The sequence below is a fragment of the Dongia mobilis genome, from assembly GCF_004363235.1.
Classification (GTDB): domain Bacteria; phylum Pseudomonadota; class Alphaproteobacteria; order Dongiales; family Dongiaceae; genus Dongia; species Dongia mobilis.
The window spans coordinates 330,264-355,898 of record NZ_SNYW01000006.1 but is presented as its reverse complement, the minus strand read 5'-3'; the positions used below and the strand labels follow the sequence as shown (position 1 = coordinate 355,898).

General features: G+C 63.6%; 22 protein-coding genes. 2 read left to right on the top strand and 20 right to left on the bottom strand.

Translation table 11 applies throughout. The features are described from left to right. Positions 1–3: 3 nt before the first annotated feature. From A8950_RS03220 to A8950_RS03170, 11 genes are all read right to left on the bottom strand, one after another. Positions 4–909, bottom strand: a complete 906-nt coding sequence (locus tag A8950_RS03220; protein ID WP_133612164.1) for an ABC transporter permease — start codon at positions 907–909, stop codon at positions 4–6. After that, a complete protein-coding gene (locus A8950_RS03215) occupies positions 909–2,087 on the bottom strand; it encodes an ABC transporter ATP-binding protein (RefSeq protein WP_208109721.1) in 1,179 nt (392 codons plus the stop codon). Before A8950_RS03215 ends, A8950_RS03220 begins: the two co-directional genes overlap by 1 nt. A gap of 2 nt (positions 2,088–2,089) precedes the next feature. Further along, positions 2,090–3,148 carry an ABC transporter substrate-binding protein gene (locus tag A8950_RS03210; RefSeq protein WP_133612163.1) on the bottom strand — a complete coding sequence of 353 codons (1,059 nt, stop codon included), beginning with the start codon at positions 3,146–3,148 and terminating at the stop codon, positions 2,090–2,092. A gap of 62 nt (positions 3,149–3,210) precedes the next feature. Continuing rightward, positions 3,211–4,728, bottom strand: a complete 1,518-nt coding sequence (locus tag A8950_RS03205) for a glutamine synthetase family protein (protein ID WP_133612162.1) — start codon at positions 4,726–4,728, stop codon at positions 3,211–3,213. Positions 4,729–4,781: 53 nt separating this feature from the next. Beyond that, entirely contained in the window at positions 4,782–6,128 is a 1,347-nt protein-coding gene (locus tag A8950_RS03200; protein ID WP_133612161.1) for a type I glutamate--ammonia ligase, read from the bottom strand. A 185-nt stretch (positions 6,129–6,313) separates the two neighbouring features. Further along, on the bottom strand, positions 6,314–7,540 hold the full coding sequence (locus A8950_RS03195; RefSeq protein WP_133612160.1) for an NAD(P)/FAD-dependent oxidoreductase: 1,227 nt from the start codon (positions 7,538–7,540) through the stop codon (positions 6,314–6,316). Between the two features lie 7 nt (positions 7,541–7,547). Next, positions 7,548–7,739, bottom strand: coding sequence for a ferredoxin (locus A8950_RS03190; RefSeq protein WP_208109720.1), 192 nt, complete (start codon positions 7,737–7,739; stop codon positions 7,548–7,550). 17 nt (positions 7,740–7,756) lie between these two features. After that, positions 7,757–8,956, bottom strand: a complete 1,200-nt coding sequence (locus tag A8950_RS03185; protein WP_133612159.1) for a cytochrome P450 — start codon at positions 8,954–8,956, stop codon at positions 7,757–7,759. Positions 8,957–9,141: 185 nt separating this feature from the next. Beyond that, positions 9,142–11,514 carry a transketolase-like TK C-terminal-containing protein gene (locus tag A8950_RS03180; RefSeq protein ID WP_133612158.1) on the bottom strand — a complete coding sequence of 791 codons (2,373 nt, stop codon included), beginning with the start codon at positions 11,512–11,514 and terminating at the stop codon, positions 9,142–9,144. Between the two features lie 28 nt (positions 11,515–11,542). Further along, positions 11,543–12,658, bottom strand: a complete 1,116-nt coding sequence (locus A8950_RS03175) for a glycine cleavage T C-terminal barrel domain-containing protein (RefSeq protein WP_133612157.1) — start codon at positions 12,656–12,658, stop codon at positions 11,543–11,545. A 49-nt stretch (positions 12,659–12,707) separates the two neighbouring features. Continuing rightward, a complete protein-coding gene (locus tag A8950_RS03170; RefSeq protein WP_133612156.1) occupies positions 12,708–13,916 on the bottom strand; it encodes a methionine gamma-lyase in 1,209 nt (402 codons plus the stop codon). Positions 13,917–13,943: 27 nt separating this feature from the next. Here A8950_RS03170 and A8950_RS03165 point away from each other — a divergent pair, with 27 nt between their 5' ends. After that, positions 13,944–14,525, top strand: coding sequence for an Lrp/AsnC family transcriptional regulator (locus tag A8950_RS03165; protein WP_208109719.1), 582 nt, complete (start codon positions 13,944–13,946; stop codon positions 14,523–14,525). Positions 14,526–14,632: 107 nt separating this feature from the next. On the opposite strand, the gene arsJ is transcribed toward A8950_RS03165, so the two are convergent. The 6 genes from arsJ to A8950_RS03135 form a co-directional block, all read right to left on the bottom strand. Beyond that, the gene (gene arsJ / locus A8950_RS03160; protein WP_133612155.1) at positions 14,633–15,895 is read right to left on the bottom strand and encodes an organoarsenical effux MFS transporter ArsJ; all 1,263 of its coding nucleotides are present in this window, start codon (positions 15,893–15,895) and stop codon (positions 14,633–14,635) included. Positions 15,896–15,901: 6 nt separating this feature from the next. Then, the gene (locus A8950_RS03155; RefSeq protein WP_133612154.1) at positions 15,902–16,948 is read right to left on the bottom strand and encodes an ArsJ-associated glyceraldehyde-3-phosphate dehydrogenase; all 1,047 of its coding nucleotides are present in this window, start codon (positions 16,946–16,948) and stop codon (positions 15,902–15,904) included. Between the two features lie 10 nt (positions 16,949–16,958). Beyond that, positions 16,959–17,816 carry a metalloregulator ArsR/SmtB family transcription factor gene (locus tag A8950_RS03150; protein WP_133612153.1) on the bottom strand — a complete coding sequence of 286 codons (858 nt, stop codon included), beginning with the start codon at positions 17,814–17,816 and terminating at the stop codon, positions 16,959–16,961. Positions 17,817–17,886: 70 nt separating this feature from the next. Continuing rightward, a complete protein-coding gene (locus A8950_RS03145) occupies positions 17,887–19,095 on the bottom strand; it encodes an MFS transporter (RefSeq protein ID WP_208109718.1) in 1,209 nt (402 codons plus the stop codon). Next, positions 19,092–20,474, bottom strand: coding sequence for an FAD-dependent oxidoreductase (locus tag A8950_RS03140; protein WP_133612152.1), 1,383 nt, complete (start codon positions 20,472–20,474; stop codon positions 19,092–19,094). The genes A8950_RS03145 and A8950_RS03140 overlap by 4 nt, the downstream gene beginning before the upstream one ends. Positions 20,475–20,532: 58 nt before the next feature. After that, a complete protein-coding gene (locus A8950_RS03135) occupies positions 20,533–20,850 on the bottom strand; it encodes an ArsR/SmtB family transcription factor (RefSeq protein WP_133612151.1) in 318 nt (105 codons plus the stop codon). Positions 20,851–21,033: 183 nt separating this feature from the next. Between A8950_RS03135 and arsB the strand changes: the two genes are divergently transcribed. Further along, entirely contained in the window at positions 21,034–22,122 is a 1,089-nt protein-coding gene (gene arsB, locus A8950_RS03130) for an ACR3 family arsenite efflux transporter (protein ID WP_133612150.1), read from the top strand. Between the two features lie 124 nt (positions 22,123–22,246). Here the strand turns inward: arsB and A8950_RS03125 are convergent, their stop codons facing one another. From A8950_RS03125 to A8950_RS03115, 3 genes are all read right to left on the bottom strand, one after another. Next, entirely contained in the window at positions 22,247–23,605 is a 1,359-nt protein-coding gene (locus tag A8950_RS03125; protein ID WP_133612149.1) for an adenylate/guanylate cyclase domain-containing protein, read from the bottom strand. A 195-nt stretch (positions 23,606–23,800) separates the two neighbouring features. Then, positions 23,801–24,928 carry an FAD-dependent oxidoreductase gene (locus A8950_RS03120; RefSeq protein ID WP_133612148.1) on the bottom strand — a complete coding sequence of 376 codons (1,128 nt, stop codon included), beginning with the start codon at positions 24,926–24,928 and terminating at the stop codon, positions 23,801–23,803. Further along, complete coding sequence (locus tag A8950_RS03115) at positions 24,925–25,629, bottom strand: ATP-binding cassette domain-containing protein (RefSeq protein WP_133612147.1); 705 nt, start codon at positions 25,627–25,629, stop codon at positions 24,925–24,927. The genes A8950_RS03120 and A8950_RS03115 overlap by 4 nt, the downstream gene beginning before the upstream one ends. Positions 25,630–25,635: the final 6 nt, after the last annotated feature.

Genomic DNA, 25,635 nt, shown 5'->3' with positions numbered 1-25,635 from the left:
ACCTCACGCCAGGTTGATGCGGCCGGCGCGCTCGACGCGGTCCGACAATTCGATGATGCCGAGCACGATGATCAGCATGACGATGGCAAGAGCCGATCCCAGCGGCCAGTTGAGGGCCGCACCGTATTGCGAGGTGATCACGTTCGCCACCATGACGCCGTCCGGACCGCCCACCAGGAAGGGCGCGACGAAATCGCCGAAAGTGAGGCAGAAGGCGAAGGTCATGCCGGCGAATATTCCTGGCAACGACAGCGGCACGATTACCTTGAAGAGCGTGCCCAGTGGTCCCACGCCGAGATCCTTCGATGCCTCGATCAGGTTGCGGGGAATCTTCTCAAGCGCCGTGTAGATCGGCATCACCATAAACGGAATGAAGATATAGGTGAGCGTCAGCACCATGGAGAACTGGTTATAGAGGAAAATGTCGGTCGGCCGGTCGAGGATACCGACATAGACCAGGAACGAATTGATGACGCCTTCGTTGCCGAGGATCGTCTTCCAGATATAGGCGCGAAGCAGATAGGAAACCCAGAGCGGCGCGATCACCGCCATATAGAGCATCAGGCGCAGCCGCGGCGATTTGAGGATGAATACCAGGTAATACGCGAAGGGGTAGGCGAGCAGCAGCGAGCTCAACGAAACGGCCAGGGCGATCTTCGCGGTCCGCAGCAGGACCTGGTAGTACTGCGGATCGGCGAAGAGCTGCGCATAATTGCCGAACTGGAAGGCCGGCACGAAAGTCGGATACTTCTTGAGCCAGAAACTGTAGGTAAAGATGATGAGATAGGGAATGAACATGAAGACGACCGCCCAGACCAGCGGCGTCCCCAGCACCAGGTTGCGAAGCAGCCGGTCGCGCGACCACCGGCGTCCAACCGGAAGAACCGGGCTTGCCTGCCCCGCGAACATTACCGGTCGTCTCCGGCAAAGAGGTAGAGATCCGTCGGGTCGCAGCTGAGCTGCAGGCGCGACCCGCGCGCCGGAACCGCGATACTGGATTGGCTGAGTTGCAGATCGACGAGCAGGACGCTGCCGTCTTCACCGAGGCAGCGCAGGCGCACGGCGTTGCCATGGAACAGGCCTTCCTCGACGGCGACCGAGATCTGGCACGCGCCGACGGTTCCATCGGTCTCAAGGCGCAGCTTTTCGGGACGAATTCCGAGCAGAGCGGCATGGCCGGCAACGAGACCTGCCGGCGCCGGCAGCTCAAGATTGCGTCCGCCCAGTGCCACCACAGCGCGACCATCCGCAACCGATCTTACCTCTACCGGAAGCAGGTTGGTGGTCCCGATGAAACTCGCCACATAGGGACTTGCCGGCCGGTTGTAGAGCTCCGCCGGCTCACCCATTTGGGCGATGCGGCCATCCTTCATCAGCACGATGCGGTCGCTCATCACCAGTGCTTCGGTTTGGTCATGGGTCACCATCACGAAGGTCAGGCCGAGCTTCTCGTGAAGGTGCTTGAGTTCGACCTGCATGGCCTCGCGCAGGTTGGCATCGAGGGCGGACAGGGGTTCATCCAGCAGCAGGACCTTGGGCCGCCTTACGATGGCGCGCGCCAGCGCCACGCGCTGCCTTTGGCCACCGGAAAGCTCGTGCGGGCGCCGCTCGGCCTTGTCGGCCAGCCCGACCAGAGACAGTGCGTCGGCGACCCGCCTGCCGATTTCGGTGCGATCCAGACGTTGCCGCTCGAGACCGAAGGCGACGTTTTTTGCGACGCTCAGATGCGGAAACAGCGCGTAATCCTGGAACACCATGTTGACGTCGCGCCGGTAGGGTGGCCGACTGGTAACGTCCTCTCCTGCCAGGCGAATGATACCCCGGTCCGGTGATTCGAACCCGGCCAGCATGCGCAGGAGCGTGGTCTTGCCACAGCCCGACGGCCCCAACAGGGTGACGAATTCGCCCTCCTTGATGGCAAGCGTGAGGTCGTCCACGGCGACGACCGAGCCGCCATAGATCTTGGAAACGCCGTCGATCTCGACGATCTTGCTCATATCGGTATGGCCCGGCGCCTGATAGGACGAAAGCAAAGAAGAGTTGGAGAGAGCCGTTGCCGGCTCTCTCCCTTCGCGCAGCGGCAGCATGCTCAGTTGGCCGACTTTACCGCGTTCCAGGCATTGGTGTAAGCCTCGATCCGCTCGCCCAGATTTTCCCACAGCAACAGGCTGTTGAGGTAGTCCGGATCGTCCTGGTGCAGCGCCTCATACTGCTCCGGCGACATGCATTTCTTGGCAGCAACCGGGTTTGCGGCCGAATAGCCGTTGACATTGGCGACGCCGCACTGGCCAAGCTCCGAGCTCTGCATGTTGAGAAACTTGTAGGCGCAGTCGAGGTTGGGCGTGTCCTTCACGACCATCCAGGAATCCATCCAGCCCTCGGCATTCTCCTTGGGGATGAACTCTGCGACCTCAATTCCCTTCTCCTTGATGAGACTCGACTGGTAGCCGGCCCAGGTGTTGGAGATCCAGACTTCGCCGGCGGCATAGAGATCAACCAGTTCGCCGGCCGTCGCCCAGTACTTGCGGACCAGCGGCTTCTGCTCGATCAGTTTCGCCTTGGCCTTTTCGATCTGCTCGTCGGTGAGGTTGTAGATGTCGTTGTCGCCGTTGAGGCGCGCGGCCACATAGATGGCGCTCTTGTCGTCCCACAGCGAAACCCTGCCCTTCACCGCCTCCGACCACAAATCGGCGATCGAGGTGGGTGGTGTCGGGAACTTGTCGACTCGGTACATGAAGGCGATGGCGCCCCAGGAATAGGGCATGCCATAGACGGCGCCATCGTGATTGATGCCCTCGGCGTTGCGGAACTTTTCGTAGATGTTGTTCCACTCCGAGATCTTCGAGGTGTCGAGGGGTTCGACAAAGCCCGCCTCGATCATGGTCTTGGTGGTGTCAATCGAGGGTGTGATGAGGTCGTAGACGCCACCACCTGCCGCCAGCTTCGGCGCGAAGTCGTCATTCGACCCGACATAGGTCGCTGTCACCTTGCAGCCCGATTCCTGCTCGAACTGCGCGACGAAGCTCTGGTCCGCATAGCCTTCCCAGGTGAGGATGTTGACCTCGCCTTCGGCCAGCGCCGGCGTCGCCACAACGCTCAAGGCCAGGGTGATGGCCGTACCGCCGCTGAATATCGTCTTCCGTTTCATTTTGCCTCTCCTGTTTTTCATGCTTGGTCGGTTTCTTGTGCTAGCTGGGCTTGACCCCGGGGTCAGGGCAGGCAATCGAGATAGGTCTTCACATCCCAATCCGATGCTTCCCAGATGAAGCGGTCCCACTCGTCGCGCTTGTACCACTCGTAGACCTCATACATGCGCCCTGGCATGGCCGAGCGTACCACTTGGTCGGCTGCCAGGGCGTCGAGCGCATCGGCAAGATTCATCGGGATGCGCCGTACCGCCTCACCGGAACGCATTACCTCGACGAGGTTGCGCTCCTCCGGCTCGCCGGGATCGATACGATTCTTCAGGCCGTCATCCATGGCCTTGTAGAGTGCCGCCTGCATCAGATAGGGGTTCACCATGGAATCACAGGGCCGGTATTCGAAACGGTCCGGGCTGGAGACGCGCACGGCGCAGGAGCGGTTCTGCAGGCCCCAATTGATGGCCAATGGCGCCCAGAGGCCAGTATCGTTGAGGCGACGATAGGAGTTGACCGTCGAACAGGCGATCGCCGTCATGCCGGAGAGGTGCTCGAGCATGCCGCCGAGGGCATGGCGGCCGATCTCGGCCGGCTTCCAGACCTCGCGCTCGTCGCGGAACTCGTTCTTGCCGCCGCGGGAATAGGTAAATACCTGGTCCATGCCCGGCAGCGGACTAGGCACCAGATCGGCGACCTCGCCCTTGCCGCCACGCCAGAGCGAGAGGTTGTGGTGACAGCCATTGGCCGACATGCCCATATAGGGCTTGGTCATGAAGCAGGCGATGAGCCCGAACTCGCGCGCGACCTGGGCGCAGATCTGGCGATAGGTTGTAAGGCGGTCGGACGTGCGCAATGCATCGTCGAAGGTGAAATTGAGCTCAACCTGACCCGGCGCATCCTCGTGATCACCCTGGATGATGTCGAGGCCCATGGCGATCGCATATTCGTAGACGCGCAGCCAGACCTCGGCCAGTTGCTCGAATTGCTCGATATGATAGGCATAGGGCTTGGTGGTGCCTTCATAGGGCGTATCCGGCGTCGTCCCCTTCTTCAGCCACAGCATCTCCGGCTCGCAGCCCACGCGCATATGCAGGCCGTCGTGATCGGCGCGGAACTGGGCGTCGATGCGCTTCAGGTTGCCGCGACAGTCGACATCGAAGAAGGCGCCTGGATTGACCGGGTCCTCCTCCATGTAGAACAGCGTACAGAAGACGCGCGCCATCCGCTTGTTCCAGGGCAGCTGGCAGAAGGTCTCCGGGTCGGGCAGGGCGATGACCTCGTGAGCGTTGGCGGGAAAGCCGATTAGCCTGCCCTGGCGGTCGGGGAAGACATTGGTGACGCCGCCCATGAAGGTCTGTACCCCCTTCTGCGCGATCTGCTCCCAATGCCTCGCCGGACAGGCCTTGCCCATGACGCGGCCGGTGATCGAGACATACTGGAAATAGATGTAATCGACCTTGAGCAGATCGATCTTGGCCCGCACCTGGCGGACCAGCTCGGCCCGCGCTGGATCGGCCCGGATGCGACGGAAATCGGAATCGGGGCCTTGGGCGATATGCGGCTTCTGCAGGGTCGTGGTCTGGTTCATGATCGTTGCCTTGAATGGATGACGGAAGAACCGGGCTTTCCGGGACAGCGCGATCAGCCGGCTTCGAGATAGCGTTGCACCTCGGTGGGACTCACCACCCGGCGCAGGGCCGTGTCCTCGGCTTCGCAGATCATGGCGAAATGGTCGACGAAGGCCTGGCCGAAGATGCGTTTCACGGCGGCACTGCCACGAAAGCGGCGCGTCGCCTCGAGAAGGTCGGCCGGCAGGCGCGGCGCGTTGGGTGGGACTTCGTTCGGTCCGCCACTGGCGATGGGCTCGTCCTTCAGGGAGAGCTTGCGCTCGATGCCGTCGAGACCGGCGCCCAGCATGAGCGCAAGACCCAGATAGACGTTCACGTCGCTGCCCGGCAGGCGCAGCTCCAGGCGCGTCATCTCCTCGGTCTCGGCGGCGGTGCGGACGGCAGCAGCATAGTTGTAAGGCGCCCAGCTGACCGTCTTCGGCGCCCAGCTGCCCGGGCCCAACCGGCGATAGGCGTTGACCGTGTGGCCGACCATCGGGAAGCCGTCCGGCACAAGGTCGATGATCCCGGCCAGGAAGGATTTGGCAAGCGGCGAAAGCCCGTTCTCGTCCGCCTTGTCGGCAAACAGGTTGCGGCCGGTCTTGGCATCGCGCAGCGAGAGACAGATATGGCCACCGATCCCGGGAAATCCGGCGCCCAGCAGCGGCATGAAACTGGCCGTCAGGTTGCGCTGGCGGCAGAAGGCCTTGGTGAACATGCGGAAGAAGGCGGCGTCGTCGGCCGCGCGCATCGCCGGCCGGTGCCTCAAAGTCGCCTCGAAGCAGCCCGGCCCAAGCTCGACGCTCAACGAGAACAGGTCGATATCGGCGCTCTTCAGCAGGGCATCGAGATCGCTCACGAACGGCGCATAAGTGGCAGCCGTCTGGCCGGACCAGCACCGGTTGTCCGGCGCGAATTCCGCGAGATCGCGGAACTTCTTATCGCGCAGGCTCTCCGCCGTCTCGTTGAGAACGATGAACTCGAATTCGAAGGCCGCCTCGATGGCATAGCCGGCAGTAGCGGCGCGCTCGATCTGCCGCTGCAGCACGCGGCGCGGCATGATCTCGGCCTGCGGCCCGGTGTAGTCCGCTACCATCACCGCAGCGCTTGCTTCGAACGGATAGGGCCGGATCGAGGCCGGGTCATAGGCCACGGTCTCGCTGCGATACGGCCCGGGCGCCAGGATGCTTTCGGCGCTGTCCCATTTCGGCAGCACATTGGCAAAGACCGCGTGCTCGGCACCGGCCAGCAGCTCGGCCCGGCGCAGCCGCCGCTCGCGGAACATGGTGGCAAAGTCAAACAGGCCGACATGCACGATCTCGGCCTTCAATCTATCCAGCGCCTGCGCAATCGCAGCCGCCGTCCCTTTTTCTCCCGTCACGACAAACCCCTGTTCAGTGGCATTTTGCAGCGCATCTGCGGCGCTTTGCCTCAGTTCCAGCAAACACCATGCCAAATTTTTCGACGTGGCCGGCTAGGCGCTATCCATCTGTTTATCAGTGGAAATTCATCCCGGTTGCCGGGCTGTGCCCCGCGCTGCCGGTGTTCGAGTGATGCAATTTTTCATCATAGGCTGCAATTTTGCAGCGCCCTGACAAGGTCCGCCTGGAAGTTGATGAAGCGCTGGGGCGCAACCCCGATGGCCGCAACACCGACCTGCCGGTCCTTGCGCCAATAGCCCATGACGGCGCCGTCCCGGCGCATGCTGTCCGGCCCAAGCGAGCCGGACAGGAGGCCCACCCGATCGGCAAGGCCCGGCAGGCCAGCGCATTGGATCCGCAGGCCGAGCTGATCGCTCCAGAAAGTCGGCAGCGGCGCGAACGGGGCGTCCGGCACGGCGACGCCGAGCTGGCGCGCGACATGCCCGGCCGCCCGGCGCGCGGTAAGACCGGGGATCGACCAATGCTCGACCCGGCGCGGCACGTCGTCGAACAGCAGGCAGGGAAACCGCGCCACGTCGCCCACTGCCGCCACGCGATCGTGGCCAATGGCGGCCATACGATGGTCGCATAGGATCCCGTCATCAAGATCAAAGCCGTTGCCGGCCAGCCATTCGGTATTGGGCTGCGATCCCACCGCCTCGACGGCGAGGTCGGCCTCGACCAGCGAGTCGTCGTCGAGTCGGACGGCGTGCAGCCGGTCGCTCACGTCCACTTCAAAACCTGTCACCTGGCGGCCGGTCCGGAACCGGATGCCCGCCGCCTCATGCAGCGCCTGCATGGCCGCGCCGAATTCCTGCCCCAGGGCGCGCTGCATCGGCACGATCAAAGGCTCGATCACGGTCGTGGCACACCCCCGCCTCCGCGCAGATGCCGCCACCTCACAGCCGATGAAGCCGCCGCCGATGATGGCGATACGCGCGCCCGGAACGAGGCGGGCCCGCAATGCCAGCGCATCCGGCAGCGTCCGGAGGACGAAACGGTCAGCCGTCGCCCCCGTCAATTGCAGCCGGCGCGGTCGCAGGCCGGTGGCGACAATCAGCGCGTCGAAGTGAATGCGACTGCCGTCGGCAAGTCGTGCTTCACCTTGCGCGAGATCCACCGCTGCCACCGACATGCCGAGGCGCCAGTCGATCTCGCCCAGTCTTGCCTTCCTTGGAAACGCGAGTTCCGCCAGCACGCCATCGCTGGTCGCATTTCCCAGCAGGACATCCTTGGAGAGGGGTGGCCGGTTGTAGGGCGGGTGCGCCTCGGCGCCGACGCTGGATATGGCCCCGTGAAAGCCCGCATCACGCAGCGCTTCGGCCGCGCGCAGGCCGCCCAGCGAGGCGCCGACGATGAGGACCCGTGGCATCCGGCTGTCAGGTCCCGATCGTGATCGCCTGTTCCGGGCAGGCATCGGCGGCGGCCTCCGCCGTGGCCTGTTGCTCGACCGGCGGTTCCTTCACCCAGCGCAGCTTGCCCTCGGCATCAAAGCTGAAGAGTTCCGGCGCGGCGATGGCGCACTGGCCGTGCGACTGGCATTTCTCGAGGTCGACACAGATTTTCATCATCCGGCTCGCTGCGAAAATCAGGCTTCGGGATCAAAGCGGATGTTGAGGGTGATCGGGCCGGTATTGCCGCTGTCCGGCAGGAACAGCGGTTCGCCCTCATAGCGCGGATTGCGCAGACGCTGCGCCAGAAGCTTCAGGGCCTCGGTCATGTCGCCGCGGGCGATGAAGTGGCCGAGGCAGTGATGCGCGCCGCCGCCGAAGCCGAAATGCGGCTTGCGCTGCGCCGTGATGTCGAGGCCCGGCGCGAACACCTCGGGATCGGTGCCGGCCGATTCCGCGAAGAGATGCAGCGTCGTTCCCTGTTTGATGAGAAGATCCTTGTAAGTCATGTCCTCGAGCGCCTCGCGCGTGACCCAAGTCGTGGTCGGGCGCAGGCGCATGACTTCTTCGACGGCGTTCTTGGCAAGATCCGGCCGCTCTGCCAGCAGCTTCCATTGGTCGGGCGCCTCGACGAACATGCTCATGGCAAGGCCCAGCTGGTTGCGGGTGGTGTCGATGCCGCCAAACACCGCCAGCACGACCATGTCGTAGAGTTCCTGGTCGGAGAGCTTGTCCTTGTTCTCGTTGGCCTGCAGCAGCAGCGAGATGAAGTCCTCGCCCGGCGGACGGGTTCGCCGCTCCTCGATCACACGATGGGCGTAGTCGAAGAGGCGTTCCGTCGCCGCGTTGATCTTCTCGAGGTCGCGCTTGAAGGTGACACCAAGTGCCAAGCCCATATCGGCGGCGATATCGGCCAAATTCCGCCATTCGCTCTGATCGAGGCCCAGCAATGCGCAGATCACGCGGGTGGCATAAGGCTCGGAGAATTCCGCCATGAACTCGCAGGTGCCGCGCCTGGCGAACTTGTCGATGATGTCGTTGGCAAGCTCGGCGAAGACCGGCTGCAGCGAGGCGATCAGCTTGGGCGAGAAGGCTGGGTTGGCGAGGCGCCGGAGCCGCGCATGATCCTCGCCGACGCGATTGAGCAGCATCCTGAGCCACCAGTCGGCGAACTTGCCGGTGGCCTGGTTGTGGGCCGGCCAGGCATGGCTGCCCTGGCGAAACCGGGGATCGCGCAGCAGCTTGCCGACATCCTCATAGCGCAGCACGGCAATGCCATAAGGCGTGCGCGCATACCAGTTCCTGGCCCGCGCCTCGCGCACCTCCTGCGAGCGGATCGAAAAACTCGGATCCGACAATTTCAGGTATGGAACATCGATCGTCTCTGCAGCGCTCATGCACCCCCTCCCTCGGCCGAATTTTCCGGGAGGTACAGCAAGCGACGTGCCAGCCGGAAACAAGCCGGAGGACAGCAGCATTTTCTGTTTTATTTCGGAGAGTTGGACCCTGCCCGAAGCAAGCGGGGAGTTGCGGCGGCCAAGGGGCCGCTGCATTCCTGCAGCGCCTGGTGATGCAAACTGGCTCAGGCCGACAGTCGCAAGGGCCGGCCGGGACTGATGCGGCTGGCAGCGGCGACGATGGCTGCGGTATCGATCCCGAAATGGGCATAGAGGTCGGCAATCGTCCCGGTCTGCCCGAAATGCTCCACACCAAGCGGCACGGTGCGATGGCCGGCCACGGCGCCCAGCCAGGACAACGTGGCCGGGTGTCCGTCGATCACCGTGATCAGGGTGCAATGCCGCGGCAATCGATCCATCAGTCGTTCCACCTGGCTTGCCGCCGTCGCCAGGCCGCGTGCCCTTGCGCGTCGTGCCGCGCTCCAGCCGGCATTGAGGCGGTCGGCCGAGGTGACGGCCAGAACACCCACATCGCGCCGGCCTTCGGCGATCCGGCCGGCGGCGGCAATCGCCTCGGGCGCAATCGCCCCCTGATAGGCGATCACCACGTCCGCATTCGGTCCGGGCTCGCGCAGCCAATAGGCGCCGTCGATGACCCCGCGTGCGAATTCCGGATCGGCCCGGCGCAGCGGCTGTTCGAGTGGCCGGGTGGAGAGGCGCAAATAGACCGAGCCACCCGTTTCGTCACGCAGCCAGGTGCGTTCGTCTAGTTTTCCCTCGCCGTCCCGCTGCAGGTAGTCGAAGCACCAGTCCAGGATGATCGACAACTCGTCGTGGAATGCCGGTTCGAAGGCGGCGAGGCCATCCTGTGCCATGCCGATTAGGGGCGTGCCGATGGATTGATGTGCGCCGCCCTCGGGCGCCAGGCTAACACCGGACGGCGTACCGACCAGGAGGAACCTGGCATCCTGATAGCAGGCGTAGTTGAGGGCATCCAGGCCGCGAACCACGAAGGGATCATAGACCGTCCCCACCGGTATCAGTCTTTGACCGAACAAAGCATGCGCCAGCCCCGCCGCGCCTAGGAGCAGCATCAGATTCATCTCGGCAATGCCCAGTTCGATGTGCTGGCCTTGCGGGGAAAAGGCCCATTTCTGCGTCGAAGGAATGCGCTCGTCCCGAAAGGTGTCGCCCAGCTCGGCGCGCGCGAACAGGGCGCGCCGATTGACCCAGCCGCCGAGATTGGTCGAGACGGTCACATCGGGCGACATCGTCACCACGCGGTCGGCGAGAGGGCCGCCATTGCGGGCGATTTCATCCATGATCCTGCCGAAGGCCGCCTGGGTCGACAGCACACGCTCCGTAAGGGTTACCGGCGTCGGGCACGGCAGGGCCGGTGCCGCAAGACGACGGCGACCCCTGGCAAAGAACGGCACCCGGGCGAGGAAACCTTGCAGCGCAGCCACATCCGGCACCGACGCCATCGGGTTCCATTCCTCACCGACAGGTACCGCCATGGCGGTCTGGAAGGCGGTCATCTGCGCCGGCGTCATCAGGCCCGCATGATTGTCCTTGTGCCCGGCGAGCGGCGTTCCCCAGCCCTTGACGGTATAGGCCAGGAAGACGGTGGGGCGGTCGTCGGCGATGCCGTCAAACGTGTCGCACAGGGTCTGCAGGCAATGGCCGCCGAGGTTTTCCATGAGGCTCGCCAGTTCGGCATCCGACCGTCGCGCGAGGAGATCCGCGACCGCGCCCGCTTCGCCGATATCCACCTGCAGCCGCTTCCGCCAGGCCGCCCCGCCCTGGAAGGTGAGCGCCGAATAAAGCGAATTCGGGCAGGCGTCGATCCAGTCCCGAAGGGCATCACCCCCCGGTTCGGCAAAGGCGGCGCGCTGCCGGACCCCGTATTTCAGACGGACCACGCGCCAGCCGAAGCCGGCAAAGATCGCCTCGATCCGATGAAACAAGCCTTCGCGCACGACACCGTCCAGGCTCTGGCGATTGTAGTCGATCACCCACCAGACATTGCGCAGGTCATGCTTCCAGCCTTCCTGCAGCGCTTCGTAGATATTGCCCTCGTCCAGTTCCGCATCGCCGATCAGCGCCACCATGCGGCCCAGCGCCGCCGAATAGCCATGCCCCTGGAGGTAATCCTGAACCAGGCTCGCGAAAATCGGCATTGCCGCGCCAAGCCCGACCGAGCCGGTCGAGAAATCGACGTCGTCGACATCCTTCGTGCGCGAGGGGTAGCTTTGGACACCGCCATAACCGCGGAAGTTCTGCAGCTTCTCCAGCGGCAGGTTTCCCATCAGATACTGGATAGCATGGAAGACGGGTCCGGCATGGGGCTTCACCGCAACCCTGTCTTCCGGGCGCAGGGCGTGAAAGTAGAGTGCCGTCATGATGGCGGCCATCGAGGCGGAAGACGCCTGGTGGCCGCCGACCTTCACGTCGCCGTCATCCTTTTCGCGCAGGTGGTTGGCGTTGTGGATCGTCCAGCATGCCAGCCACAGCAATCGGCGGTGCAGGGTTTCCAGATGCACGAGATCGGCAGCCATGATCTTTCCTTTCGCAAACCGATAGCGGTCAGAGTCGGAACGGCAGCGCGGTCACGCGCACGGGATGCGGCCCGGACGGCAGTTCGGCAGTGAGACCAAGAGCATCATCAGCCAGTTCGGACCGGACGAGCCCGACGCCGATCGTCCGCTCGAAGCGCCGCGAGTAGGCCATGTCGCTGAGCACGCCTAATTCGGCACCATCACGCGTTACGGCTACCGGATGGCCGGCGGCGGCTGGCGCGCCCTCCAGCAGAAATCCTACGCGCCGCCGCGCCGGACCTCGCGCGGCGACCCTTGCCAGCGCCTCGCGGCCGATGAAATCGTGGCTGCCCGCGAGATCGACCAGACCGCCCAGGCCCATTTCGAAGGGATCCGCCGGAACCACCTGCCGACGCATGTCCGACCCGTAGGAGATCAGCCCGCTTTCCAGCCGCTCGAGGTCATTCGGCGCCCCGGGACCGATGCCGTGCACCCGTCCGGCCGCCATGACCTTTTCCCACAATTCGTTCCCGCGCGACCCATCAGTCAGGTAAAGCTCGTATCCACCTTGCTTCGACCAGCCGGAGCGTGCGAGGACCAGCGGAATGCCGTCCAGTGACGTCTCGCGGAACCAGAAATACCGCAGATCCCGCACCCAGTCGCCGAACAGGGCTGTCGTGACCTCGACCGCCTTCGGCCCCTGCAACGCCAATGGCGAGACGTCGGGCTCGAATACCCGGACCTGCCAGCCCCTCTCCCGCGCCACAGCCTCTGCCCAGAGATGGATGTCGCTGTCGGCGACCGACAGCCAGAAGCGATCCTCAGACAGTTTCAGCAGAACCGGATCGTTGATCAGATAGCCGTCGTGATCGCACAGCGGAACATAGCGCCCCTGCCCGACCCGGGTACCGTCCAGATTGCGCGGGGTCAGATATTGAGCGAGGCGCGCCGCATCGGGGCCGACCAGTTCGACCTGGCGCTGCGCCGCCACGTCCCAGATCGCAACACCCGTGGTCAAGCGTCGGTACTCCGCCTCCGGGTCGCCGAAATGAGCCGGGATATAGGTGTGGTTGTAGACCGAGAAGCACTTGACCCCGGCACGCAGCGTTGCCGCGAAATAGGGCGATTTGCGGATGTTCGAACCGATGGCGATCTCGATGCTCATGCAGGCAATTCCAATGATGGGGGTGGTGCTTGTTGCAGCGCTGATCTCGTCAGGCCGAAAGCCGGACCTGGGAGGCATTCAGCGCCTGCAAGAGATCATCGAGGATATCCTCGATTTCCTCCAGGCCTACCGACAGCCGGACCAATCCCTCGGAGATGCCGTGCGCCTGCCGCTCTTCGGCCGTGTAGGTGGAATGGGTCATGCTGGCGGGATGCTGGATCAGGCTCTCGGCATCACCGAGGCTTACCGCGCGACGAATCAATTTGAGCCGGTTCATCATCGCCATCCCGGCTTCGAGCCCGCCCTTGAGTTCGAACGCAATCATGGCACCAAATCCGGGCATCTGTCGCTTTGCCAGCGCATGCTGGGCAAAAGCCGCCAGTCCCGGATAGTAGACCGCCGCAATGCCTGGGTGCGTCGCCAGCATTTCGGCGACAATTGCGGCGCTCTGGCAGTGCCGTTCCATCCGCAGCTTCAGCGTCTTCAATCCGCGCAGGACCAGCATCGCATTGAAGGGAGACATCACCGCACCTGTCATGTCCTTCATGCCGACAACGCGCACCTGCATCATGTCCTCGGCCCGGCCCACCGCGATCCCGCCGACGAGATCGCCATGGCCACCCATGTATTTGGTGGCGGAATGCACCACGATGTCCGCGCCGAGCCCGATCGGGCGCGTCAGCACCGGCGTCGCATATGTGTTGTCGACTACGACCATGGCGCCCGCGCGATGCGCCACCGCGGAGACGGCGGCAATGTCTACCAGCCGCATGTTCGGGTTGGCGGGCGTTTCGAAATAGACCATGCGGGTCCTCGGCCCCATCGCAGCCCGCACGGCGTCGAGATCCGTCAGGTCGGCATGCGTGATTTTCACCCCCCATTTCGCAAGGCCGTGCCGCATGAACGCGAAAGTGCAGCCGTAGAGTGTCCGGTCGGTGACGAGTTCGTCACCGGGCGACAGGAAACTCCACATGACCGAGGTGATAGCCCCCATCCCCGAGGCCAGTGCCAGCCCCGCCTCGGCGCCCTCGAGATCGGCCACGCGGCGTTCCAGAAGATCGAGAGTCGGGTTGGAGATGCGCGAATAGATGTGCCCCGCCCTCTCGCCTGCAAACAGCGCGGCACCCTGTTCGACGCTATCAAAGGCAAAGGTGGAGGTCAGGTGCAGGGGCGGCGTCAGCGCGCCGGCATGTTCCGTCGGATCATAACCAAGATGGATGGCGCGGGTGGCGAAGCCGTTCGGGCGGTGCTGGTTCATGACCGTCTCCCTGAGGATTGTGGCGTCATGATTTCACGAAGCCCATGGCAAGTGCTGCCATTTTATGCCAATAATTACCCTGATTTTGGCATTTTGGAGTTTAAATTGACCATTAATCGACAAATTGATGCCAAGGATTTGCAGATTGTCCGCGCCCTCCAGCGCGATGGCCGGTTGTCGAATGTTGACTTGGCGACGCAGGTGAACCTGTCCCCCTCGCCCTGCCTGCGACGTGTCAGATTGCTGGAAGAGGCAGGGATCATCCGCGGCTATTCGGCCGACGTCGATCCCAAGGGTGTCGGGTTGCGCGTCACCGCCTTCATCCGCATCACGCTGCAGCGGCACGATCGCGATGCTGTCGACCGTTTCGAGGAAAGCGTGCGGAAGATGGATGAGGTGCTGGACTGTCACTTGATGACGGGCGAGGCCGACTATCTTTTGCGCGTGATGGTGCCGGATCTGGAGGCCTACGAGGCCTTTGTCCGCAATCGCTTGCACGCGATCATGGGCATCAATTCCATCAATACCAGCCTGGTTTATGGCACCGTCAAATCATCGCCGGTCTTTCCGGGCGGACACCTGCCGACCGAGAGGCAGCAGGCGGACTGAGCCAGCCGACCCGCTCGGCCCGGCAGGCTGATGTGCCGTTCCTCGATCGCGCGTGGATCCGATCGAAAGAACGATCCGTCGCGCTAGTCCGTCCCAAAATCCCGGGTTCAAACGTCCGGCCGGGCCTTCGGTGATCCCACAGGAACCGGCAGCGCCAGGGTCAGCAACCAGCAGCCCGCGACCATGGCGGCCGATCCAACAAGGCAGGCGACGATTCCGCCAACCCCGAAGAGCACGCCGGATAGCAGCGTGCCGGCAAGGCGGCCGGCTGCATTGGCGGCGTAATAGAAGCCGACATCCTCGGCCGCCTTCTCCGATCCGGCATAGGCCAGGATCAGATAGGAATGGACCGAGGAATTGATGGCGAAAGCGACGCCGAAGAGAAGCAAGCCACCGATCACGATCGTTTCGCCATTTGGCTCGCCAGTGCCCATCTCCCCGGCGACAAGCCAGACAGCCATGGCGGCCGGTACAAGGGTCAGCAGCAGCGACCACAGGCGTGCCGCCGCGATGCCGGCCCGGCCATCGCCATTTTCGCGGCGAACCAGCGCCGGAGCAGCCGCCTGGACAATGCCATAGCCGATGGTCCAGGCGGCCAGGAATCCTCCGACCATGGCAAAGGTCCAGCCCGAGGCATAGAGAAAGACGGGCAGGCCGACGACGAACCAGACATCGCGCGCACCGAACAGCAGCACGCGGGCGGCCGCCAGCAAATTGACGCCCCGGCTCTTCGCCAGAAATTCGCGCGCGTTCCGCGATGCCTGCGCCTTGCCCATCAGGGGCGGCAAAGAAAGCATGACGCCGGCTAGAATGAGGGCGAGCGCCGCTGCCATCACCCAGAGCGCCAAACGGAAACCAAGCAGTTCAAGCAGAACACCGCCCAGGAAAAAGCCTAACCCTTTCATCGCATTCTTGCTGCCGGTGAACCAGGCGACCCAGCGGAACAAGCGGCGTTCGGCTCCGGCGGACGGCGCCTGGTCCGAGGTCAGCTTGATTGCCGATTTGCTGGCGGTCTTGGTGACATCCTTGGCGATGCCGCAGATACCCTGGGCCACCATCACCCAGGCCACTGACAGAAGGGCGCTCCATTCCGGCTGCAGCGCCGACATGAAGAGAAAGCCGATGATCTGCGTTGCAAGGCCGCTGGCAAGCATGCGCGCGATGCCGAAGCGCACGGCGAGCCAGCCGCCGATTAGATTGGCGATGATGCCGGCGGCTTCGTAGAGCAGGAAAAGCAGGCTCAGCGTCAGCGGCGAATAGCCGAGGCGGAAGAAATGCAGCAGGACCAGCATGCGCAAGGCGCCGTCGGTGAGGGTGAAGCCCCAATAGGCGGCGGTGACGATGGCATAATTGCGCAAGGCGGCGGTCACGATGGCTCAGATTCCGGTCGCCGCGACGTGATTGGCCAGATCGACCATGCGACAGGCATAACCCATTTCGTTGTCGTACCACGCATAGATTTTGAGCAACGTGCCATCGGTCACCATGGTCGAGAGCGCATCGACGATGCTGCTCCTGGTGTCTCCGACGAAATCCGCCGAAACCAGCGGTTTCTCCTCGACACCCAGGATTCCGGCAAGCTCACCCCCGGCGGCAATCCGGAACAGGTCGTTCACTTCTTCGGAACTGGTCGATCGTGCCAGTTCAAGAACGCAATCCGTCAGGCTGGCGTTGAGGATAGGCGCGCGGACGGCGTGGCCATTCAGCTTGCCCTTGAGTTCGGGATAAATGAGGGCAATCGCCGTGGCGCTGCCCGTCGTCGTCGGTTGCAGCGAGAGTAGCGCGCTGCGCGCGCGCCGCAGATCCTTGTGCGGTGCGTCGGTCACGACATTGGTGTTGGTTGGATCATGGATGGTGGTGATCTGGCCGTGGCGGATACCGATTGCCTCGTGCACGACCTTGATCACCGGCGCCAGGCAATTGGTGGTGCAGGAGGCCGCGGTCAGGATCGGGTGCCTGGCTGGGTCGTAGAGGTGATGGTTCACGCCGACGACGACATTGAGCACGCTGTCGAACTTGACCGGGGCGGCGACGATCACACGCTTTGCCCCCCGGTCGAGATGTCCCTGCAGGGCCTCCGGCGTCAGGAACTTTCCCGTGCATTCCAGCAAGATGTCGACGCCGAGATCGCCCCAGGGAATATCGCCCGGCGCGGAATGAGATGAGAAGCCGATGCGGCGATCGCCGATGCGGATCGCTTCGTCGCCCTCCGCCGCGATGTCGGCATCGCGCCAGCGCCCCTGAACGCTGTCGAATTCGATGAGATGCGCGGTCGCTGCGGCTCCGCCCTTGATCTCGTTCACATGGATGATGTCGAGCCGGTTTCCCCGCCGGGGATCGTCCTTCGGGCGCAAGGCAGCACCGAGCCCGGCGCGCAGTGCAAGCCGCCCGACGCGGCCCATGCCGCTGATGCCAATTCTCATAGCCCTGCTCCTATCGTGCCAGTGCATGCGGATCTGCGAGTTCGTCCAGCTTCGCCTGCAGCGACAGCTTGTTGAGCGAGACGATCGGCAGGTTGATGAAGATCTCGAGCCGCCGCCGCAGACTTGCATAGAGTTCGTTGAGCAAGGTTGCACGCTCGGCGGCACTTCCAGCGAATTTGGCCGGATCCGGCAAGGGCCAGGAAGCCGTCACCACGCTGGTCCCGAAATCCGGGCAGACCTGGCCCGAGAGCGTGTCGCAAAGCGCGATCACGAAATCGATCTGCGGTGCGCCCGGCTGGATGAATTCGTCCCACGACTTGGAGCGCAGCGTCGAAACGTCATGCCCCATCGCCTTCAATTGCGCGAGCACTTCCGGCAGTGGCCCATCCTCGGCGGGCGCCGATCCTGCCGAGATAGCTCGGAAACGCTGGCCGCCGATCTTGTTGAGGATCGCTTCGGCCATGATCGAGCGGGCGGAATTGCGGGTGCAGAGAAAGAGGACGTTGAAGGGATCGGTCGCCATCGGCCGGGACTCCGCGGTGAGGGTGTCGAGGAAGGTGCCGAGTGCCGCCTGGTGGACGGGCGAGAAACCACAGCAGGCACCGGCGAGATAGGCGAGCAGGTCGCGCAACCGCTCGAGATTGGCGGCATAGACCAGCGATCGGCCGTAACGCGTGACGACAATGAGTTCCGCCTGCTCCAGCGCGCGCAGGTGAAAGGAGAGGGTCGAGGCCGCCACGCCCAGCTGCGCGGCAATGTCGCCCGCAGGCAGACCGGTCGGCCCGGCCGCCAGCAGCGCCCGGATCAGATCCAGCCTGGTCGTCTGGCCAAGGGCCGTGAACAGTTCTGCCGCGTCAATTGTTTCCATTGTTCAACGATAATAGAAACAAAGACCCAATGGCATGAAACTATTGTGACAATTCCTGTTGGATCGGCATTCAGCCGGCCGATCGCGCCTTCTGGCAGGCGGCGTAAAGGAATCCGACCAGAACCACGTTCCCGCAGGCCAGGAGAACCACGATACCAAGCCCGCCAACTGGCCCCATAAACTGAATCAGCAGGGCGCCCAGAGCCGGCGCCGCAGCCTGCGCAATGAGGCTCGGGCGAGCGAGGCGTCCCATGATCGGTGCGTAATCATCGGGACCAAACAAGGTGAGCGGCAGCGTGGCACGGGCGATGGATTCGAGCCCGATCCCGGCGCCATAGAAGATCATGGCGCAGGCGATCAGCGGTATCTCGAACCAGAGCAGGCCAAGACCCAGAGCCACGAAGCTCACCGAGGCGATCTTGGTCCAGATCGGATGATGGTAGCGGCCGACCAGCATCTCGATGAAGCGGGCGCTGACCTGCGATGGGCCCACCAGTGCCCCCAGGGCCACCGCCGCCGCAAGTGATATGTCGCGCGCCTGCAGGATTGTCAGCAGATGCACCGACATGAGGGTGGAAAGGACCGCTCCGATCATCAGCGTGGCCGCGAGCAGAATGAAGAGCCGGCCTGTTGCCGGCGTGATGCCCGGGCGCGATTCGGGCGCGACCGGGTCCGGTACCGGCTCCGCCGGCGCGGTCGGCAGCCCCTTCCAATAGAGCGGCAGACAGACCAAAAGATGCAGGACGGCATAGCTGAAGCAAGCGCCGCGCCAGCCCAGTTCGGAGACCAGCAAGGCCGAGAGCGGCCAGCACGCGGTGCTGGCGAAGCCACCGAACAGGGTCAGCGTGGTGATGTGCTGGCGCGCGCCATGGCCATAGAGATGGCCCAGAGTCGAGAACGCCGGATCATAGAGCCCGGCCCCCATGCCGAGACCCATGACCACCCATGCCGCAATGAAGGCCGGGAGATTTGGCGCGAGAGCGAGACCCGCAAGACCGCCCGACAGCAGGAGGGAACTCATCGCCAGAATCGGGCGGCCGCCATGGCGGCGGATGCGGCGACCGACCAGTGGCGATGCAAGCCCCGCCACCAGCAGGCCGAGCGAGAGGCCACCGACGACCCAGCTCAGCGCCCAACCGGTATCCAGCGCAATCGGCTGTGCCAGTACGGCCGGCAGGTAGTAGGACGAGCCCCAGGCCAGAATCTGGGCGATTCCCAGGGCAGGTACGACACGCCAGGGCGAAGTCGGATGCCACGCCCTGGCGCCGGTTGACGTCAAGCGGCGACCCCGCAGCCGCAACCCTTCTTGCCGGCATCCTTGGCCACGGCATCGGCGACGCAGCAAGCGTCGACTTCGGCGGGTGCCGGGCCACCGCAGCAGCCCGCGGCGCCGACCGCAGTATCGGTCGAACAGATGCCGGTCTCGGGCAGCACCAGATGCACATTGTCCGCCGCTTGCCAGTCGCCGGCGATCGCCGCCGCCACCGAGCGCGCCTGCTCATAGCCGGTGAGCAGCAGGAAGGTGGGCGCCCGGCCATAGCTCTTGACCCCGATCGTGTAAAAGCCGGGCTCTGGATGCGAGACCTCGCGGTGACCATGGGGCGGAACCGAGCCACAGGAATGCAGATTGGGATCGATCAATGGCCCCAGTGCCTTGACACCCTCCAGCCAGGGATCGAGCTCCAACCGTAACTCCCGCGTCATCAGGAGATCCGGCCGCTGGCCGGTCGCCACCACAATTCGATCGACCGGTTGAAGTACCGCGTCGGCACCGCGGAGCGTGCCGAGGAGTTCAACACCCTTGCCGTTGGCGCGCACCCCACGGGTGGCAAAACCCGTCACCAGGCTGATGTGGCCGCTATCGACCAGTTGCCGCAGTTTCGTGCCCAGCGCACCGCGCGCCTCCAACTGGTCAGCCGAGCCACCGCCATAGACCCGGTTCATATCGGTGCCGCGTACGACCCAGACCGCCTCTGTCGCCGGGGCGACCTCCATCAGGCGAACCAGATCGAGGAGCACGTTGATCGCCGAATAGCCGCCGCCGACCACGGCAATGCGCTTGCCGGCATAGTCGGCGCGCGCAGCACCCAGCACGTCCGGCATACCGTAGGCGATGCGAGCAGCATGGGCATGCTCGCCAGCAGCCGGCAGGCCGGAGGCGCCCAGCGGATTCGGGTTCTGCCATGTCCCCGACGCATCCACGACGGCCCGTGCCAGGAAGGTGCGCTCGTCACCCATGCTGTCGACGATGCGCAACTCGAAGGGTCGTCCGTCCCGACCACGACTGGTGACCTTGTCGAGGCCCTGACGGGCAATGGCGACCACCCGGGCACCGGTTTCGATGGACCCTGTCAGTTCGGGCACCTCCGCCAGCGGCGCGAGGTAGTCGCGATAAAGCTCGCCGCCAGTCGGCAGCGCGTCAGCCGCAGGCAGCGACCAGCCATTACGTTCCAGAAGGCGGCGCGAGGCCGTGTCGACATTCTGCTCCCAGGTGGTGAAGACCCGCACATGCGCCCAGTCGCGGATGTTGGCGCCGACACTCGCTCCCGCTTCAAACACCTTTACGGGAACATTGCGCTCGGCAAGATGCGCCGCGGCGGCAAGGCCGATCGGTCCGGCGCCAATGACGGCGACCGGCAGGTCATTCAGGGTTGTCATCCAGGCACTCCTTTATTTCCATTTTTATCGAAATAGTTAGCCAAAAAAAGGGGCCCACCTAGGCCGCTTTTTCCTTCGATACTTCGCAGCCAGATTCCGCGCAGCATTCGTCGGCCAGATAGCCCACCAGCTTTTCCATGGCCGGGTAGTGCGCATGGCAAACCAGCGTGGTGCCCTGCCGTTCCTGATAGACCAGCCCCGTCTCCATCAATTGCTTGATATGATGAGAGAGCGTCGAGGCCGGGATGCCAAGCTTGTCCTGCAGGACGCCGCAGGCGCACCCCACATGCCCCGCCCGCACCAAAGCCCGATATAGCTTGAGGCGGATAGGATTGCCGAGAGAGGCCAGTTGCTGTGCTGCTGTTTCGAGTTTCATGGAAATAATTTGGCTTGATCTGCCCTTCGCGTCAAGCGATATTTCGGATTATTTCGAAATACTGGTGCGGCGTCGCCCTGCCGGCGCGTGAGGGCTTGCAAGCGCTGGCTGCCGGCGCCACTGTCCGGGCTTCGTTACAGCGCTCCTGCTCGCATCGTCCCCGATTTCCTGGAAACCGACCAAATGACCGATAGAGACTTGGCCCGGAACGACGCCACCCCCGGCGGCATCGGCTTCTTCGAGAAATGGCTGTCCCTTTGGGTTGCGCTCTGCATCGCGGCGGGACTTGCCCTCGGCCATTTCCTGCCCGGACTCTTCGCCATGCTGGCGGCCCTGGAATACGCCTCGGTCAATCTGGTCGTGGCCGCGCTGATCTGGGCCATGGTTTATCCGATGATGGTGAATGTCGATTTCGCCAGCCTCGGCCACATCGCCGACCGGCCTAAGGGGTTGGTCGTGACCATCGTGGTCAACTGGGTGATCAAGCCCTTCACCATGGCCGGACTCGGCGTCCTGTTCTTCGAGATCGTGTTTGCCGACTGGATCGCGCCTGCCGATGCCCAGCAATATATCGCCGGTCTCATCCTGCTGGGCGCCGCCCCCTGTACCGCCATGGTCTTCGTGTGGAGCCAGCTCACCCGCGGCAACCCGGCCTATACCCTGGTCCAGGTCTCGGTCAACGACATCATCATGATCTTTGCCTTCGCGCCGATCGTCGCTTTCCTGCTGGGCGTCACCGACATTTCCGTGCCGTGGGAGACATTGCTGCTCTCGGTCCTTCTCTATGTCGTGATCCCGCTGGCTGCCGGCGCCTGGACCCGCCGACTGATCGTGCAACGTGCCGGAAGCGGCGGCGACGCGGAAGCCGCCGTTGCCCGCGTGACCGCGCGCATCAAGCCGTTCTCGGTGCTGGGGCTGCTGGCGACCGTCGTCCTGCTGTTCGGCTTCCAGGGGCAAGTCGTGCTTGCCCAGCCGATCGTGATCGGCCTCATTGCCGTACCGCTCATCATCCAGTCCTACGGCATCTTCGCCCTCGCCTATCTCGCGGCGCGGGCCTGGCGAATTCCCTTCGACATTGCGGCACCTTGCGCCCTCATCGGCACGTCGAACTTTTTCGAGCTTGCCGTCGCTGTCGCCATCAGCCTCTTTGGCCTGCATTCGGGTGCGGCACTCGCCACCGTGGTCGGGGTGCTGGTCGAGGTACCCGTAATGCTCTCCCTGGTCGCTTTCGCCAACCGCACGCAGCATTGGTTCCCCGCGCGATCGCACTGAGTGGTCTGCCGTCGCAAAAACAAATAGGGTGCTTTAACGTTTTCGGCCGGGTCGCGCGGGAGACAGACAGCATCAGGCCATCCATTGGCCATTGGAAGAACGATGCGCATGTTCCGCCGTCCTTTCAAAGGACGATCGCGACGATATCCATCGGGTGGTTTACCCCATTCACCATCCGGCCGGATCGCGTCTCGAATTTCAATCTCGGTTTGAAGCCCTGTTGCTCGGCAAGTTCCAGGGTTCCTGCATCGGTAAGCCCGTTTGCATGCTCGATGCGCGTATGCTTCTCCAGTTTTGACGCAATATTCACCGGGTCGCCGAGAACGGTGTATTCCAGCCGCGAGTTGTCGCCGACCGCCCCGAAAAGTACCTCGCCGCTTGCTGCCGCTGCGCTGATCGACGGCGCTGCGAGGCCCATCTCCAGGCGACCGCGCCGCCAGTCCTCCAATTCAAGCAGAATTTCCTCGAGTGATACCAGGGCATCGGCGGCACAGGTCCCGGAATCCCGCGCTGCGCCGAAACTTGCAAAGATGCCGTCGCCCAGGAATTTGTCGATCTGCCCGTTGTGTCGGGCGACGATCGAAATGACGCGCTTCTGATAATCGCCCAGCATGGCCATCAGATCGGCTGGACTCAACTGGCGGGCGAGATCCGTGAACCCACGCAGGTCGACAAACAGAGCCGCGGCCAGCCTTGTTTCCGCCTGACCCGGCCTGATCTCGTTGTGCGCGGAACTGATTGTGGTTGCCACATCCGACGACACGAAGCGAGAGAGTTCGGTCACTGTCAGGTGATCATGGACGGCGCGCTCCATTGTTCGGCGGGCGCGCATGAGTGCAATCGCCAGGATCAAGGAAACGATCGCGATCGTGATGATTTTGTCGAACTCTGCGCCAAGCAGAATCGTGGCTGACGTCATGTAGGTGATGTAGTCGCGTGTTATGCCACTTCCGCTGTCATCGGCGAGAATTGCCAGGACAAGCAAGACCGACCAGCCTGCGGCGCCGGCGGCACCCGTGAAGATAATCCACCTGGGTTCGAAGCGCAGCGCCCGCACCGTAATGAAAATGAAGATGTAAAGGATGGTCGGCGCTTTCAGATAGAAGGCAGCCGGTTGCTGATACTGGAGATGAAACGACCAGATCAGCACCATCAACGCAGAAACGTCGAACAGGATAAACAGGCCCACCAACAGGTCCGAAAGCCGGTTCATCAGGGAAAGCCACAGGCGCACACCCAGAATGACCGCATAGAGTCCGAGCGTCCAGGGTACGGGCTCGAACATGACATCCTCGGGGAACGCCCTTGGGGCCGCAAGATAGAGACCCGTCCATATGGCGAGAATGATCGCCTGGACCCATGAGATCAGCAGTTCGGCCTTTTGCCGTTCGGTCTCGAGCGCCGTGCGTACGCGTGCCGGCAATGCAATCGGCTGGTCGGAGACACCGATCGACTTCGCGGCTATCTGCCAAATGGATACCATGACATGGGTTCGGGATTGTGGCTGTGGAAGTGCGGTTCAGGAGTGGCGTTCGGGGTTGATTTCCTTCCCATTGGGATCAACCCAACGGCCGGATCATCCCCCGCTGCTCATCGAATACGCATGCTTTCGACCATTGTTACGCTCCGTAAGACCAGGGAAAGCCTGCAGCCGGGATCAGAGCAAAAATCTGCTCCGTCATCCCTCGCGATCGATGTAGCGCCGGACGAATCTGGCATCGATCCAATGCTTCCAGGCGGCAACCCACCGGCCAGAGACGGCCAGGCCCCATTTGTCGGCGATCGCTCGATCATTGCCGAGGGACAGCAGAACCAGCCAGGATCTTTGCGGCACGAAGGGTCGCAGTTCCAAGCCGGCCAGCATGCGGCCAAGGTTCTCTGCGAGGACAGGGCCGGCCCGTACCGCAAACACGCCCGCCTTTGGACGCGGATCATCAAGCGCGGCAATATCCCCGGCGGCGAAGATGGTGGGATGCGAGATCGAGCGCAGGTACCGGTCGACGCGCACGAAGCCATGCCGATCGAGCGCGAGGCCGGAAAGCCGAAGCCACGGGGCGGCCCCACTGGACGTCGTCCAAACCACTTCGTCAACGGCCAGGTGCCGGCCGTCGCGCGAGAAGAGTTGCCCCTCCTTCAAGGCAATCACGTCAAAGTCCGACAGAATGCGAACGCCCGATCTTGCGAGTGCCTTTCGGGTCAGCCAGCGGCACATGGCGCTGCGCTCAGGAATCACATCCTTGCCACGACCGACAAGCGTGATCTTGAGTCCGCCGGTCGCGCACGCCAGCCGCGCAAGGCGGCTGTGCAGGGCCAGAGAAATTTCAACACCGGCCACGCCCTGTCCGATGACGGCCAGGTGCAATGGTCCGCCCTTCTCACGCAGCAGCGTGTCGAGAGCGCCCAACCGCGCTGTAAAACTGGCGATCGGCTTGACCGCAATGCCGCCATTGACCCCTTGCGCCAGGTTGGGCGTCGAGCCGATGTCGAGGGACAGCAGATCGTATTCCAGTGCCGATCCGTTCGACAGTGTCACGCGCCGGGTGTCGGCGTCGATTGCGACAGCCCTTCCCGGACGGAACTCGACGCCCGCTCGCCGGCAGAGAGACTCGAGATCGATATGAAAATCTTCGAAGCGATAGCGGCCTGCAATATGGCCGGGCAGCATGCCCGAATAAGGCGCCCAGCGGGACGGCGAAACCAGGGTGACGGTCGCTGCGGGCCCGAGTGACCTGGCCTGACGGACGACCTCGACATGGGCGTGTCCACCCCCCAGGAGCAGGACGTGCTTGCCGGCGCGCGGCATCATACGGCCGACTGCCAAATTCGATAGCCGGTTGCTGCCGGATCGTTGTCGCCACCGTCACCCAGCCGGTGCAGGATTCCGCCGGCAGCCGCGGCGTCTGCCTCGTCATGCGTGACGAGAATTACGGGCAGCGCCGCCTCTCTCGCCCGGGCAAAGACCAGCTGGCGCATCTGACTGCGAAGAGGAGCGTCAAGTTTCGAAAAGGGCTCGTCAAGCAGCAGCAATCGCGGCTGCGAGACAAGCACCCGCGCCAGGGCGACTCGCGCCTTCTGCCCTCCCGAGAGCGTGTCAGGGTCGCGGTCGAAGAAGTCGGCAAGACCGACGTCACCCAGTGCCTGCGTCGCGATGCGGCGCCGCTCCGCCCGCCGCGAGATCGCAGCGGGTACGGCGAAGGCGACATTGGCGCCGACGGACATATGCGGAAAGAGAAGCGGGTCCTGGAACAGGATTCCGGCATGCCGATCCTCGGGCGGCAGTTCGGCGAGGTTGCGCCCGGCAATACGGACCTCTCCCATTGCCGTGAAAACGGGATCGATGAACCCGCCAATATAAGCAAGCAGGGTTGACTTGCCGGAGCCCGATGGTCCCATGACCGTCAGCACCTCGCCGGCCGCTATCTCGGCAGAAAGCGTGATCAAGCATCGACCCTTGAGCCGGATATCAATCCCGACCAGCATCAGATTGCTGCCTTCTTCACCAGCCATTGGCAT